Source organism: Bradyrhizobium sp. T-12, from assembly GCF_058314695.1.
This window is the reverse complement of the sequence record NZ_CM177756.1, coordinates 4,523,573-4,537,240: the sequence shown is the minus strand read 5'-3', so window position 1 is coordinate 4,537,240 and position 13,668 is coordinate 4,523,573. Positions and strand designations below refer to the sequence as shown.

The window sequence follows — 13,668 nt, the reverse complement described above, 5'->3', positions numbered from 1 at the left end:
CATGGAGCGTCTGCATGGTCGCGGCCGCTTTCATCAGTCAATGGACATCGCTCTTGCTCACCCGCCGCTCCACTCTCGGCCTTCTTGCCGCATCTGCCATCCTGCCGCAGCGCGCGCTCGCCCACGTCGCGCCGCCGCGCAATGAGATCCGTGACAGTCTCGCAAAGCGCTTCACCGACCTCGGCACATCAGGCACCTTCGTCGGCTACAAGGTCGAGGACTATCTGATCGTCGCCAGCGACAAGGAGCGCTCGGGCGAGGGCAAGCTGCCGGCCTCGACCTTCAAGATCCCGAACTCGCTGATCGCGCTCGAGACCGGCGTCGTCACCGATCCCGACAAGGACGTCTTCCCGTGGGATGGCGTGAAGCGGCCGATCGAAGCCTGGAACAAGGATCACACGCTGCGCAGCGCGATCGCGGTCAGCGCGGTGCCGGTCTATCAGGAGATCGCGCGGCGCATCGGCCAGGAGCGCATGCAGAAATATGTCGACGAGTTCGACTACGGCAATCGCGACATCGGCGGCGGCGTCGACCAGTTCTGGCTCACCGGAAATTTACGCATCGATCCAGTCGAGCAGATCGATTTCGTCGACCGGCTGCGCCGCCGCGCGCTGCCGATCTCAAAGCGCAGCCAGGATCTGGTCGCCGACATCCTGCCGGTGACCAAGGTGGGCGAGGCCATCATCCGCGCCAAGTCCGGCCTGCTCGGAGCCGAGCGCGGCGAGCCGTCGCTCGGCTGGATGGTCGGCTGGGCCGAGAAGGGCGAGGTGCACACGGTGTTCGCGCTCAACATGGATTGCAAGGAGCCGCGCCTCATCGGCGAGCGCATGAGCCTGACGCAAGCCTGCCTTGCCGAGATCGGCGCGATCTAGCGCTGTCGCGCCAGCGCCGCTCGACTAGCATCCTTCCGGGCAAGAAAGATAACCGGGAGGACAACAATGAACTCAACACCAATCTGGCTGTCGTCGCTTACGCTCGCTGCAGCCGGCGGCTGGCTTGCCGCCACCATGTTTGCCGGCCCCGCAACCAGCAAGGAGCCGCGCTTTCCGCAGCTCACCATGGACCAGCTCGACGCCAAGCAGAAGCCGCTTGGCGAGCAAATCATGAAGGTGTCGAGCGTCGGCATCGGCGGTCCCTACAATCCTATGATCCGCAGCCCCGTGTTGGGCCAGCGCCTGTTCGACCTGTTCCATTATCTGCGCTGGGAGACCTCGGTCCCGCTGAAGCTCAACGAGTTCGCGATCCTGATCATCGGGCGGCAATGGCGTTCCCAGGTGGAATGGTTCGCGCATGCGCCGCTGGCAGCCAAGGCGGGCCTCTCCTCCGATATCATCGCGGAGCTGAAGGCCAACAAGCGCCCGTCGAAGATGGCCGAGGACGAGACCGTGGTCTACGATTTCGTCACTGAGCTTACCACGACCAAGAAGGTCACCGACGAGACTTACGCGCGGGCGAAGAAGGTGTTCAATGATCAGCAGATCGTCGACCTCACCGCACTCGCCGGCAATTACGTGATGGTCGCAATGCTGCTGGCCATGGCGGAGGAAACCGTGCCGCCGGGCAAGGAGGAGCCGTTCAAGCCGGGCGAGCCGTAGGTCTCACTCTCTCGGCCCGTCATTGCGAACGGCGCTCCCACCACGTCATTGCGAGGAGCTCGCTGATGCGAAGAAATCCAGAGTTTTTACGTTGAGGAAGTCTGGATTGCTTCGCTGCGCTCGCAATGACGGAGTATGTGGCGCACATGCGCAGCTGCCGTAGGGTGGGCAATGGCGCGTAGCGCCGTGTGCCCACGATTGTTTCTCTGTCGTGATTGTTAGGTAGACACGCTTCGCATTGCCCACCCTACGGCACCGCGCGCGGAGCAGGCGCATTCACCCCAGCTTGAACAAAACCTGCAAGAACTCCTCCACCGCCTTGCGCGCCTCGGCGGCCGTCTTTGGATTGCCGCCGACATGCGGGTTCAACTCGACACAGGAATCCTTATAGGTAAAGGGCGCGTTGGTCTCGCCGTTCATCAGCACGCCGCCGTCGCCTTCCTTGATCCGGCAGTTGCGCACGGTTTGCGCATTGGCTGACACCGCAACGGTGCTGACGCCGAGCAGGCCGCTGTCGAATCCGTGTGCGCTGTCGGGATATTCGGTCAGCACGACATCACGGCCCGCTGCCTTGAGCCGTTCGACGAACGCCTTGCAGCTCTTCACGGGATTGTAGTCGTCTGGCGTGCCGTGGAAGATGCGGATCGGGCGCGCGGCGACCTCGTTGTCACCAACATACGTCGTCGAGCAGTCCGGATAGAACGGGACGTACGCCGCGAACTGGATGCCCGACTTGTTCCAGAGCTTGTTGAAGCGGTCGAGGCTTGCGTAGAGCGTTGCCTGTCCGCCGCGGGAAAAGCCCATCAGCACGATGCGGTCAGGATCGACGCGCGGGTGTTTCGCCAGGATCTCCAGCGAACGGTAGATGTCGATGATCAGATTGAGCCGGCCGAGCAGCGCCTGGTTCGGTCCGACCACCGTCAGCCCGCGGCCGGTGAAACCGTCGATCACGAAGGTCGAGATGCCCATGGCGTTGAAGGCGTGCACCCAGGCTTCCGTGGTGGCGCCGACGCCGCTCGAGCCGTGCATCAGCACCACGACGGGGAGTTTGCCGGTCCCCTGCGCCACGCGGAATTCGCCGGCCACCGTCACTGGCTTGCCGGCCGCCGCATCGCCGCTGAGGAATTTCTGGTCGGAGAGAGTGAGAGAGGGGATCGGGTAGATCTCGGCGCGGGTGGCGACTTCCTTGGGCAGCGACTGCGCATAAGCGAGCCCGGTGGCAGCGCAGAGCGCAATGAGCGCCATGGCGGCGCGGAATGCCGTCGGCATCGGATCCTCCCGTGTGATTTTCAGGGAGTAGACCAACGGACTTGCGGGCTGTCAATTTTGATGCCGCCTGCTTCCACGGTGTCATGGCCGGGCTTGTCCCGGCCATCCACGATCTTGTCTATCGGACGCTGCCAAAGAACGTGAATGCCCGGGACAAGCCCGGACACCTTGCTTTGAAAGACTTCAGCCCTCGTCGGCTGTCTTCTTCGCGGTCAGCGCCTGGTCGATCGCGAAGCCGCCGATCTCGCTCATCGCCTGCGAGATCACGTCGCCCTTGCGGGCAAAGCCGGCGGAGAGGAAATCGAACTGCGTCCGCGCCAGCCGCAGCACCTCGATCGGCACCGAGACCGCGGTCTCGTTGAAACTGTCGACGGAGGCGCGCAAGCTGTGCAGCTCGGTCGTTAGCTTGACGATATGGCTCTCGGCATTCTGCATCAGGCCGATCAGCTTGCCGCGCTCGGCATCGAAGGCGGCGCGCTCGGCGGCGGCTGCCGCGGTGACCTCGGCAAGCTGCGCCCGCAGCACGTCGATCTGCCCGACCATGGCATCGGAGGCGAGCTCGGCCGCCTCGCGCAGCTCGGCGTTGCGCGTGCTCTCGATCTGCTGCTGGTGATACAGCCGCTCGGCCGACATCGCCCGCTGGCCGAGCTGCTCGATCAGGCTCGCGGCGCGCAGCAGCATCTCGCCATTTCGCCCCGACACCATGCTGGCCATGCGCCGCAGGAAGTCGACGGTATCTGACGATGAGTTCGGCGGCAGGGGGACGACCGTCGCAGACATGTGTGACGCTTGAGCCAGGCTGTGGTGACCGCCGCCGTACCGACTGGGCTCACGCAACATTCGGCGCCTGATCGCGAATGCGGAGCAAGCCTGAATCGGCAGGCCCGGTCAACCGGGCGGGGACACCAATTTGCGAGGCCCCGGCCGGGATCAGGCGCGCCTCTGCGAGCCGCCCCGGCCGGGCCGGGTGAATGGGGAAGCCGGGCCGTCCGGCCATTCCCGCGTCCGCCATCGGCTAGCCGGTAAAACTTTGGAATTCCTTGCGCTTTCCCGCTGCTTCAAGGCAGCCCTGCGGCGCCGAAAGGCGCTTTCCGGCTTGCAAAATGCCGTGTTAGAACCCCCGGCAATCGCATTTAGGCTTAAGAACTGGCGGGAGCAAATGAAGCACATCCTGGACGCCCTTGAAGATCGTCGCGCCGGCGCCAAGCTCGGCGGCGGGGAGAAGCGCATCGAGGCGCAGCACGCCCGCGGCAAGCTGACCGCGCGCGAGCGGATCGAGCTGCTCCTCGACAAGGGATCGTTCGAGGAGTTCGACATGTTCGTCCAGCACCGCTCCACCGAGTTCGGCATGGAGAAGAACAAGATCCCCGGCGACGGCGTCGTCACGGGGTGGGGCACCGTCAACGGCCGCAAGACGTTTGTCTTCGCCAAAGACTTCACGGTGTTCGGCGGCTCGCTGTCGGAAACGCACGCGCTGAAGATCACGAAACTCCAGGACATGGCGATGAAGGCGAGGGCGCCCATCATCGGCCTCTATGATGCCGGCGGCGCCCGCATCCAGGAAGGCGTCGCCGCGCTCGCCGGTTATTCCTACGTGTTCCGCCGCAATGTGCTCGCCTCCGGCGTGATCCCGCAGATCTCCGTCATCATGGGCCCCTGCGCCGGCGGCGACGTCTATTCGCCCGCGATGACCGACTTCATCTTCATGGTGAAGAACACCAGCTACATGTTCGTCACCGGCCCCGACGTCGTGAAGACCGTCACCAACGAGGTCGTCACCGCCGAAGAGCTCGGCGGCGCCTCGGTGCACGCCACGCGCTCCTCGATCGCCGATGGCGCCTTCGAGAACGACGTCGAGACGCTGCTGCAGATGCGGCGTCTGATCGACTTCCTGCCGTCCAACAACACCGACGGCGTGCCGGAATGGCCGAGCTTCGACGACATCGGCCGTGTCGACATGTCCTTGGACACGCTGATCCCCGACAATCCGAACAAGCCTTACGACATGAAGGAGCTGATCCTGAAGGTCGTGGACGAGGGCGACTTCTTCGAGATCGCGGAGAGCTTCGCCAAGAACATCGTCACCGGCTTCGGCCGCATTGCGGGCCGCACCGTCGGCTTCGTCGCCAACCAGCCGATGGTGTTGGCCGGCGTGCTCGACTCGGACGCCTCGCGCAAGGCCGCGCGTTTCGTGCGCTTCTGCGATGCCTTCAACATCCCGATCGTCACCTTCGTCGACGTGCCAGGCTTCCTGCCGGGCACCGCGCAGGAATATGGCGGCCTGATCAAGCACGGCGCCAAGCTGCTGTTCGCCTATTCGCAGTGCACGGTGCCGCTGGTCACCATCATCACCCGCAAGGCCTATGGCGGCGCCTTCGACGTCATGGCCTCCAAGGAGATCGGCGCCGACATGAACTACGCCTGGCCGACCGCCCAGATCGCCGTGATGGGCGCCAAGGGCGCGGTCGAGATCATCTTCCGCAGTGACATCGGCGACCCCGACAAGATCGCCGCCCGCACCAAGGAATACGAAGACCGCTTCCTGTCCCCGTTCATCGCCGCCGAACGCGGCTACATCGACGACGTCATCATGCCGCATTCGACGAGGAAGCGGATCGCGCGAGCGCTGGCGATGCTGAAGGACAAGAAGGTGGAAGCGCCGGCGAAGAAGCACGACAATTTGCCCTTGTGAGGACCGCGTAGGGCGGGTTAGCGAAGCGTAACCCGCCACTCATCCGAACGCGGCGGATTACGGCTACGCCTAATCCGCCCTACAATCGGCATCCTCGATCCAATGACCGAAGACGATCCGACCGACGAAATCTCCGACATTGAAGATCGCATCGAGGCTCTCGCCGAGATCGCCGAGCGTTGCCGCAAGTACATCCTGGCGTCGAAGATCGCCATCGGTGCAGGGGCGGCGCTGCTGGTGGTGACGATCCTCGGCGTGTTCGGGTTCGGTCAGACCGCCGCACTCGGATCGATCGCGCTGGTGCTCGGCGGGATCGTCTCGCTCGGCTCGAACGTCTCGACGCTGCGGCAGACGGACGAGGCCATCAGCGCGGCGGAGGCGCGCCGTGCGGCGCTGATCGGCAGTATTGACCTGCGCGTCGTTGCCGATGCGCCGTTGAAGCTGGTGTGAGGTGTAGGACGGATTAGCGATAGCGTAATCCGCCAAGGTTTGCGTTATTGGATGGGGAAGTGGCGGATTACGCTGGCACTAATCCGCCCGACGCATCCAGCGTCAACACGCCTCACGCGGCGGTCTTGAGCGTCAGCTCCGACAATTCCGTGCGGCATTCGGCGGCGAAGGCTTGCAGCCGGTCGGCGGTCTGGCGGTCGAGGATGGCTTTGGCCAGCCGCTCGGCGCGGGCGATCTGTCGCTTGAGATATTCGATGCGGACCATGGGTCACCTTCCAATTGCTTCCGTCCGGTGCTGGCGACCGTAGGCCGGGTGCTGGATTGATTATGTGAGGCGGATCACGCTCCGCGGGCCTTGTCGCCGCGGCGGAAGAATGCACACGTATTGCGACACATGATAAATCGTATAACCTAGGGGTAGATTTTGAGTTTTTCATAAGGAATTTTCCCATGCGAGCGCGGGCATCGAAGGATGGACTGACACTGCGTGTCATTGCTGGCTCAAACAACGTGTTGCTGGCGATGGATCTCGAGGAGCCGAAGCGAAAGGGCTGCCTCGGATTCACCATTGAGCGGACGGATGTCGACACCGGCGCGCGGCGCTGGCTGCCCAACATGCTTCGGTTCGACGTCGATCCGCTCGACGCAGCCGACATCGCGCAGGCCGCCATTCCAGCGGTCGAGGCGGACCCGAAGCCGGTGCCGGCCGCCAAGAAGGCCGCCAAGAAAAGGGGAGCAGCCAAGAACGCTGCGCCGCGGGCGCCGGATCAGGACGCTCCGATGGTGTCGACCGCTCGCGCTCCGTTGCAGAAATTCCGCTGGGGCGACTACACGGTCGATCCCGGAAAGTCTTATCGCTACCGCGTCGTTCCGCGCTACGATCCGGCGGCGAAGATCGTCCAGGATGGCAAGGAAGCCGAGCGGCGCCGCGAATTCGACACCATTCAGGGCGGCGTGACGGTCGAGGTCAAAACGGAAAACAACCACGGCCATGATGCTTCGGTGTTCTTCAATCGCGGAGCTGCCGCGAGCCGCGCCTATAATAGCCGCTATGGCGACAACGACCCCGCCAGGATCCCCGACGCTCTATGGTGGCTTTCGCGCGGGCTCGAGGAAGCGCTGATCGGGTTTATCGGCCAGGCGGTCGATTCCAGCTATGCCGTTCATGCCGCGATCTACGAATTTCAGAAGCCCAAGCTGCTCGAAGCATTGACGCGTGCGGCGGGCCGTGGCGTGGACGTCAAGGTCGCCTACCACGCGCGACAGAAGAGCAAGCAGGGCAAGCCTGATCCAGCGGACAAGACGGCGGCCAGGAATCGCGCGGCCATCGCGGCGGCAGGGATCACATTCGCCAAACCTCGCGATGCGGATCCACAAGGCGCGATCATGCACAACAAATTCGTCGTTCTGCTGAAGAAGGGGGCGAATGGATCGATGCAGCCGATCGCGGTGTGGACCGGATCGACAAACTGGACCGACGGTGCGATCTACGGCCAGCTCAACCTGGGACACGCCAGCTACAATGTGAAGATCGCCACGGCGTACAACGACTATTTCCAGTCGCTGTACAACAACGATTCAGCCAGGGACATCAAGAAGCACACCCAGTTCTTGACGCCGGTGCCGAGGGATCGCGACAGCATTCCACACGGGGTCACGCCGATCTTCTCTCCCCAGTCGAAGCTGGAGATGATCGATCTCTACGCGGAGCTTTGCCGGACCGGGAAGATCGTGATGGTCAGTGCGCCCTTCGTCCTGCATCCGAAGATTCTCGCAACCTTCAAGAAGACGCCGAAGGGCACGCTGCGCTTTCTGATGGCGGACAAGGGCAGTTCGTTCGGCAAGGCGGGAGCCGTGAAGCTGCTCGAGCACGACGCTGCCAACCAGGTCTCGGTTGCAACCACGCTGAGCTCGGCGCTGCACGATTTCCAGGGGCGGCTGCTCGAGCATGAGGAGAGCTTCCACCATTCCGGAGTTCACATCCACTCCAAGATCATCGCGATCGATCCGTTTGGGCAGGACCCGATCCTGGTCACGGGGTCAGCCAATTTCTCCAACAACTCGACGAAAACCAACGACGAGAACAGCCTGATCATTCGTGGCGATACCGCCGTGATGGACATCTACATCACGGAATTCATGCGCATGTTCGAGCACTATTGGTTTCGCGCGCATGTGGAGGGAAAGACCAAAGGCGGCAAGAAGAAAAAGAGCGTCGAGGCGCGCATCGCGGGATTGAAGAAGGATGATAGCTGGACGGACCCGTACTACAAGTCCGGAAGTCGCGAGGAGACCGATCGCCTGGCGTTCGCCGGCCTGGCGACCTAGAGCAGTCATCCCTGGAGCGCGGGCATCTGCCGACGCGACCCGCGCTCGTCTAGGTGATGGAACGGCAAATTGCTGCCTTTGCCTAATGCTTGTGGTCAGCGTCCGCCGCCGCGAAATGCGCCATCTGGTCGGCGTGCGCCTTGATGAACGCCGGGCGGCCGGTGGCGCGCGCGACGTAGGCGCGGCAGGCGGGGCTGTCCGCCAGCCCGCCGAACATGTCGACGAGACGCAGCACGTCCGCCATCAGGATGTCGGCGACCGAGAAGGAGCCCGCCAGCCATTCGCGCCCCGCTAGCACCGGCTCGAGATGCTTCAAGCGAAGCTTGAGGAAGTCGTCGACGAATTTCCAGGCTGCCGTGTCGGTCGGATGTCCCATGAACTTCGACATTCCCCAGGGCAGGCTGGCCATCTCCACCGAATTGAGCGCCGCGAATACCCAAGCCGTCGCCTCGGCGCGGCCGCGCGGATCTGTGGGCATCAGCTTCTCGCTGCGTTCGCCGAGATGAAGCAGGATTGCGCCGGTCTCGAAGATCGAGATGTCGCCGTCGGTCAGCCACGGCACCTGGCCGAACGGCTGGTGCGCGAGGTGCGCAGGCCTGCGATCGTCGAACGGCGTGCTGGCGACGCGATAGGGCAAGGCGGCTTCTTCCAGCGCCCAGCGCACTCTGAGATCGCGCACGAGGCCACGCGGCGGTTCCGGAACCCAATTGAAGGTGGTGAGGGTGAGGTCGGCCATTTGCTGTCTCCGTGTCCTGGTTCGAACAAAGGACGAGCGAAGGGCGCCCGTTCCGACACCGGTGCCACTCTTTTTGCCGCCGGCGATTTGACCGGTTAGGCTCGCGCCAACACCAGGAGGAACCCGATGCCCGCCGCCTTCTTCGTCGTCCGCGCCATCGTCCCCGACGCCGGCAAGCGCGCTGCCTTCGACAAATGGTACGAGACGGAACATCTGCCCGACGCGATGGAGACCTTCGGCGTGAGCCGAGCGTCGCGGTTCTGGAGCCTCGATGATCCCTCGCTGCACGTGGCGATGTATCAGTTCGACGACGAGGCCAGACTTGCGGCCATGCTGGAAGGTGATGCGTTGCAGAAGCTCGTCGTCGATTTCAACCGCGACTGGCCCGACGTGAAGCGCTCGCGCGAGACGCTGGTGCTGGCGCAGGAAGTTTCCACGTGAGGCACAGCGAATGTTCGCTTCGCACCGAGTCTGAACATGCGATTCAGCTTCGGTTCATGTCGTGGCCGCGACACTTCCTCTGCATCACTTGCACGAAGATCCAAGAGGAAGAAGCCATGGAGCGCCGGAACTTTTTGAAGCTTGCATTGGGGGTGACGGCGGGCGCCGCCGCCTTCGCCGCGACCGCGCGGGCCGCGCCGCTGTCACCGCAGCCCGTCATTGATCCCGCACGTGCGCCGCAAGGCAATGCCGACGCTCATCCCGCCGTCACCACCAGTGAGGAAGCCGCCAAGCTGACGCCCGAGCAGGTGCACTGGCATGGCCATCACGGCCATTGGGGATGGCGCCGCCGTCATTGGCGCCGGCATCACCGGCGCTGGCACCGCCGCCATTACTGGTAAGCTCGCCAGAGCGCGTGAATTGGACGGGGATCGCAGCCAGCGGTCCCCGTTTCGATTCGGAGGTGCTTCAATTTCGATGCGAATCGTCAGGTGAGCCGCGAAACGAAGATGGCCGCGCAGGCTTTCGCCGCGCGGCCATCTTGCGATGCGAAGAGATCAGAACGGGCGGCAGCGGCCGGCGTACCAGCGGAAGCCATAGGGGCATACGCGCGCGCGGGGCACGACCACGACCGGCGGGGCGACCACCACCGGGGCGGGGCGCACCACGACCGCGCCGCGCATCGGGCGGCAATTGCCATAGGGACCGCGATAGAAGCCGCGGCCGCAGCCCTCAGCGGCGCTGGCCGCCTCACCGAATCCGACGACAGCGGTGGCAAGCACGGCGGCGGCGAACAGGTATTTCATTTGATCTTCCTTCTCGTCCTTGGGGGAAAGTCTTTGGGGGCGGCGCTCGCGGCGCACAATGAATCAAAAGACGCGATTCGACATGTCAAATCTTGCAACATATCGGCACAGCGCGATCCAAACCTGCCAATCATGACCTGAATGCGGCATGAACGTTCCCTCGCACAGGGCCTGAGGCGACAGAAATGGCGCCGGCGGCCGGGGGCCTCCAAGCTGCCGTGCCGCCGGAGCACTCCAGGACGCAATGGGAGCGCGCGCCGGTCAGTCCCTTACGTTGCCGAACAGCGCGGCAAACTGCTTCTCGCCGGTGCGGGTGAAGTTCACGACGCGGCTGCCGGGCGTGGCGTCGCGCGCCGCCCATTTCAGCTCGGCGAAGCGCTGCATCATGGCAGCCCCCAGCGTGCCGGCGAGGTGATGCCTCCGCTCGCTCCAGTCCAGGCACGCCTTGCACACCGGGCGCCGCGGATGGGTGAGCATGTCGGGCGAGATCTGCAGATGCCTGGCGAGAAAACGCTCGCCCTCGGCGGTCAGCTCGATGTCCTGCTTCTTCTGCCTGACCAGATTCCGCTCGCGCAAGGAATCGAGCATCTGCACGCCGAGATCGCCGGCGAGATGGTCGTAGCAGATCCGCGCGCGCCGCAGCGCCGGGTCCTTCGGTCCGGTGCGCACCCGCATATGGCCGGTGCGCGCGGCAAGCCCTGCAAGACCTTCGAGCACGCCCGCGACGTCGTCGTCGGTGAGGCGATAGTAGCGGTGGCGGCCCTGCTTCTCCGGCTCGACCAACCCGCCGGCCTCGAGCTTGGCCAGATGCGAGCTCGCGGTCTGCGGCGTGATGCCGGCTTCCTGCGCCAGCTCGCTCGCCGTCAGCGCGCGTCCGTTCATCAGCGCCGTGAGCATGTTGGCGCGGGCGGGGTCGCCGACCAGCGAGGCGACCATGGCGATGTCGGGGCCTGATTTCATGCTTCGATGGTAGCCGAAGCATTGTGGTCGGGCAAGGCCGTAGCGTGTCACCAGTTCGTCATTGCGAGGAGCCCGTGACAAATTGCGAAGCAATTTGCACGGGGCGACGAAGCAATCCAGGCTGTCTCCGCGGTGAGGTTCCTGGATCGCTTCGCTGCGCTCGCAATGACGGCGTGGAAACAAGGAGCCCACCATGTCCGTCACCGTTTTCATCCGCTACCAGCTCGATCCCTTCAAGCGCGCGCAATTCGAGGAGTACTCGAAGCGCTGGCTCACCATCATCCCGAAATGCGGTGGCGACCTGATCGGCTATTTCATGCCGCACGAGGGCACCAACAACATCGCCTTTGGGCTGATCACCTTCGAGAGTCTGGCCGCCTATGAGGCCTATCGCGCCCGGTTGCGACAGGACACTGAGGGCATGGCCAATTTCCATTTCGCCGAGGAGCACAAATTCATCCTCGCCGAAGAGCGCACCTTCCTGCGTCAGGTGGTATTGTAGGCCACGCCAGCATGATCCGGACCCGAAGGGCCGCGTTCGCGCAAAGTGCAGCGCGGTTTTCCGGATCATGCTCAAACAAAAGGAGACGCCCATGATCGCCGTGATCTTCGAGGTCTGGCCCAAGCCCGAACATCGCCAGGATTATTTCGACCTCGCCGCCGATCTGAAGCCGATCCTGCAAACCATCGACGGCTTCATCTCGGTCGAGCGTTTCGAGAGCCTGACCGACAAGGGCAAGATCCTGTCGGTGTCGTTCTGGCGGGACGAGGCGGCGGTTGCGGCCTGGCGTAACACGATGGAGCACCGCCGCACCCAGGCCAAGGGCAGGGCGCAGATCTTTGCCGACTATCATCTGCGCATTGCGAGTATCGTCAGGGACTACAGCATGACCGACCGGGACGAAGCGCCCAAGGACAGTCGCGCCGTGCACGACGCGCACTAGCGTAGGCATTCATGCGCGCCTATCTCTGCGCGGCCAACAATGGAGAACAAAAATGCACGTCACGACGGCGGACAAGCGCGCGACCTTCAAGAAGATGCACGAGAGCGGCTGCTTCATCCTGCCCAATCCGGTCGACGTCGGCAGCGCCAAGGCGTTGCAGCATCTCGGTTTCAAGGCGATCGCCTCGTCGAGCGCGGGCTTTGCCTGGACCATCGGCAAGGCCGACAACCATGTCAGCGTCGAGGACATCTGTCAGCATCTGGCAGCATTGAGCTCGGCGGTCGATATTCCCGTGAACGCCGATTTCGAGGGGGGCTTCGCGGTCGAGCCGGACAGGGTCGCTGACAATGTCGAGCGCTGCGTGCGCACCGGCGTTGCCGGCCTCTCGATCGAGGATTCCACCGGCGACAAGGACAAGCCGATCTACGAGCGCGCACTCGCGGTCGACCGCATCAAGGCCTCGCGCAAGGCGATCGGCGACAGCGGCACGTTGCTGGTCGGCCGCTGCGAAGCCTATTTGTGGGGCGTGACCGATCTCAAGCTGGTGATCGACCGGCTCACCGCTTATGCCGACGCAGGGGCCGACTGCCTTTATGCACCAGGCCTGAAGACCCGCGAGGACATCAGCGCCGTGGTGAAGGCTGTCGCGCCAAAGCCGTTCAACCTGTTGATCGGCGCGTCCGGCCTGTCACTGAAGGAGGCCGAGGATCTCGGCGTGCGCCGGATCAGCGTCGGCGGCTCGCTCGCCCGCGCCGCCTGGGGCGGCTTCATGCGCGCGGCCAAAGAGATGGCGGAGAAGGGCACGTTCACCGAGCTCGGCAGCGGCTATCCCGGCGGCGAGCTCAACAAGATGTTCAGCTAGCGGCACAACGAAAAGGCGGCGGGGCTTTGCGTCCCGCCGCCTTCGCACTCGTCGTGATCTCTTACTTCGCGCCGTCAGACGGCGTCTGCGTATCCGGGGCCGGCTTGCTTGGTGCCGCACCCGTGGTCACGCCCGGCGAGGTGTTGGTGCGCGGCGTCACGTCGCGCATGCCGGGAGGTGCCGCGGGATTGGTCGCGGGCGCCTGCTGGGCGGTTTGCGTTGCGGGCGTGGTGCTCGCCTGATTTCCGGTGCTGGTATTGTTCAGGCCGTAGAACACGGCACCCAGCACCAGTGCGATCGCAACGGCGAACAACGCAACCTTGCCGCTGGAGGCGGGGCCTTCGCCAAGCTCGGGATCGGCCTGTAGGTCGGCATCCCGGCGCGCCGCGCGAAGATACTCATCGTCGGCGAGGTTCGGGCGGTACGGATCGTTGGGAAAACGGTCGTCAGCCATCGATTGGATCTCCTCGGTTAAGACGCCTCGACAACCCGTGGATGCGAGATTCCGTTCCGCCCCGCCTTATGCTTTCGTCGCATGTTGCTCCGCCACCGGGAATCGGGAACCTGTCACTTCCGGGAACCGAG

At 64.0% G+C, this 13,668-nt stretch carries 17 protein-coding genes; 10 read left to right on the top strand and 7 right to left on the bottom strand.

Annotation, left to right across the window (positions count from 1 at the left end; translation table 11 throughout):
- Positions 1-14 precede the first annotated feature (14 nt).
- Positions 15-872, top strand: coding sequence for a class D beta-lactamase (gene blaOXA / locus AC0WRY_RS21530; RefSeq protein ID WP_371746108.1), 858 nt, complete (start codon positions 15-17; stop codon positions 870-872).
- A gap of 66 nt (positions 873-938) precedes the next feature.
- Positions 939-1,595 (top strand): carboxymuconolactone decarboxylase family protein, encoded by a 657-nt coding sequence (locus AC0WRY_RS21525; protein ID WP_194402771.1) that lies wholly within the window; start codon positions 939-941, stop codon positions 1,593-1,595.
- 276 nt (positions 1,596-1,871) lie between these two features.
- Here AC0WRY_RS21525 and AC0WRY_RS21520 read toward each other — a convergent pair whose 3' ends face one another.
- Complete coding sequence (locus AC0WRY_RS21520) at positions 1,872-2,864, bottom strand: dienelactone hydrolase family protein (protein ID WP_491120819.1); 993 nt, start codon at positions 2,862-2,864, stop codon at positions 1,872-1,874.
- Positions 2,865-3,047: 183 nt separating this feature from the next.
- Positions 3,048-3,644: a hypothetical protein gene (locus tag AC0WRY_RS21515; RefSeq protein WP_194402769.1), complete on the bottom strand. Its 597-nt coding sequence runs from the start codon at positions 3,642-3,644 to the stop codon at positions 3,048-3,050.
- A 379-nt stretch (positions 3,645-4,023) separates the two neighbouring features.
- Here AC0WRY_RS21515 and AC0WRY_RS21510 point away from each other — a divergent pair, with 379 nt between their 5' ends.
- Together AC0WRY_RS21510 and AC0WRY_RS21505 are read left to right on the top strand one after the other, a co-directional pair.
- Positions 4,024-5,556, top strand: a complete 1,533-nt coding sequence (locus AC0WRY_RS21510; protein ID WP_194402768.1) for an acyl-CoA carboxylase subunit beta — start codon at positions 4,024-4,026, stop codon at positions 5,554-5,556.
- Positions 5,557-5,658: 102 nt separating this feature from the next.
- Positions 5,659-6,006, top strand: coding sequence for a hypothetical protein (locus tag AC0WRY_RS21505; protein WP_194402767.1), 348 nt, complete (start codon positions 5,659-5,661; stop codon positions 6,004-6,006).
- Positions 6,007-6,118: 112 nt separating this feature from the next.
- On the opposite strand, the gene AC0WRY_RS21500 is transcribed toward AC0WRY_RS21505, so the two are convergent.
- Complete coding sequence (locus tag AC0WRY_RS21500) at positions 6,119-6,271, bottom strand: hypothetical protein (protein ID WP_194402766.1); 153 nt, start codon at positions 6,269-6,271, stop codon at positions 6,119-6,121.
- 185 nt (positions 6,272-6,456) lie between these two features.
- Between AC0WRY_RS21500 and AC0WRY_RS21495 the strand changes: the two genes are divergently transcribed.
- Positions 6,457-8,334 carry a phospholipase D-like domain-containing protein gene (locus AC0WRY_RS21495; RefSeq protein WP_194402765.1) on the top strand — a complete coding sequence of 626 codons (1,878 nt, stop codon included), beginning with the start codon at positions 6,457-6,459 and terminating at the stop codon, positions 8,332-8,334.
- A gap of 82 nt (positions 8,335-8,416) precedes the next feature.
- Here the strand turns inward: AC0WRY_RS21495 and AC0WRY_RS21490 are convergent, their stop codons facing one another.
- On the bottom strand, positions 8,417-9,070 hold the full coding sequence (locus tag AC0WRY_RS21490) for a glutathione S-transferase family protein (RefSeq protein ID WP_194402764.1): 654 nt from the start codon (positions 9,068-9,070) through the stop codon (positions 8,417-8,419).
- Positions 9,071-9,196: 126 nt separating this feature from the next.
- Here AC0WRY_RS21490 and AC0WRY_RS21485 point away from each other — a divergent pair, with 126 nt between their 5' ends.
- Together AC0WRY_RS21485 and AC0WRY_RS21480 are read left to right on the top strand one after the other, a co-directional pair.
- Positions 9,197-9,511 carry a hypothetical protein gene (locus tag AC0WRY_RS21485; protein WP_194402763.1) on the top strand — a complete coding sequence of 105 codons (315 nt, stop codon included), beginning with the start codon at positions 9,197-9,199 and terminating at the stop codon, positions 9,509-9,511.
- Positions 9,512-9,627: 116 nt separating this feature from the next.
- On the top strand, positions 9,628-9,912 hold the full coding sequence (locus AC0WRY_RS21480; protein ID WP_194402762.1) for a twin-arginine translocation signal domain-containing protein: 285 nt from the start codon (positions 9,628-9,630) through the stop codon (positions 9,910-9,912).
- Between the two features lie 156 nt (positions 9,913-10,068).
- Here the strand turns inward: AC0WRY_RS21480 and AC0WRY_RS21475 are convergent, their stop codons facing one another.
- Both AC0WRY_RS21475 and AC0WRY_RS21470 read right to left on the bottom strand, forming a co-directional pair.
- On the bottom strand, positions 10,069-10,317 hold the full coding sequence (locus AC0WRY_RS21475) for a GCG_CRPN prefix-to-repeats domain-containing protein (RefSeq protein ID WP_194402761.1): 249 nt from the start codon (positions 10,315-10,317) through the stop codon (positions 10,069-10,071).
- Positions 10,318-10,578: 261 nt separating this feature from the next.
- Positions 10,579-11,277: a winged helix-turn-helix domain-containing protein gene (locus tag AC0WRY_RS21470; protein WP_194402760.1), complete on the bottom strand. Its 699-nt coding sequence runs from the start codon at positions 11,275-11,277 to the stop codon at positions 10,579-10,581.
- A 193-nt stretch (positions 11,278-11,470) separates the two neighbouring features.
- Here AC0WRY_RS21470 and AC0WRY_RS21465 point away from each other — a divergent pair, with 193 nt between their 5' ends.
- The 3 genes from AC0WRY_RS21465 (at position 11,471) to AC0WRY_RS21455 (ending at position 13,083) form a co-directional block, all read left to right on the top strand.
- Positions 11,471-11,779: an NIPSNAP family protein gene (locus AC0WRY_RS21465; protein WP_194402759.1), complete on the top strand. Its 309-nt coding sequence runs from the start codon at positions 11,471-11,473 to the stop codon at positions 11,777-11,779.
- A gap of 91 nt (positions 11,780-11,870) precedes the next feature.
- A complete protein-coding gene (locus tag AC0WRY_RS21460; RefSeq protein ID WP_194402758.1) occupies positions 11,871-12,221 on the top strand; it encodes an antibiotic biosynthesis monooxygenase family protein in 351 nt (116 codons plus the stop codon).
- Between the two features lie 52 nt (positions 12,222-12,273).
- On the top strand, positions 12,274-13,083 hold the full coding sequence (locus AC0WRY_RS21455; RefSeq protein ID WP_194402757.1) for an isocitrate lyase/PEP mutase family protein: 810 nt from the start codon (positions 12,274-12,276) through the stop codon (positions 13,081-13,083).
- Positions 13,084-13,144: 61 nt separating this feature from the next.
- On the opposite strand, the gene AC0WRY_RS21450 is transcribed toward AC0WRY_RS21455, so the two are convergent.
- Positions 13,145-13,537, bottom strand: a complete 393-nt coding sequence (locus tag AC0WRY_RS21450) for a hypothetical protein (protein WP_194402756.1) — start codon at positions 13,535-13,537, stop codon at positions 13,145-13,147.
- Positions 13,538-13,668: the final 131 nt, after the last annotated feature.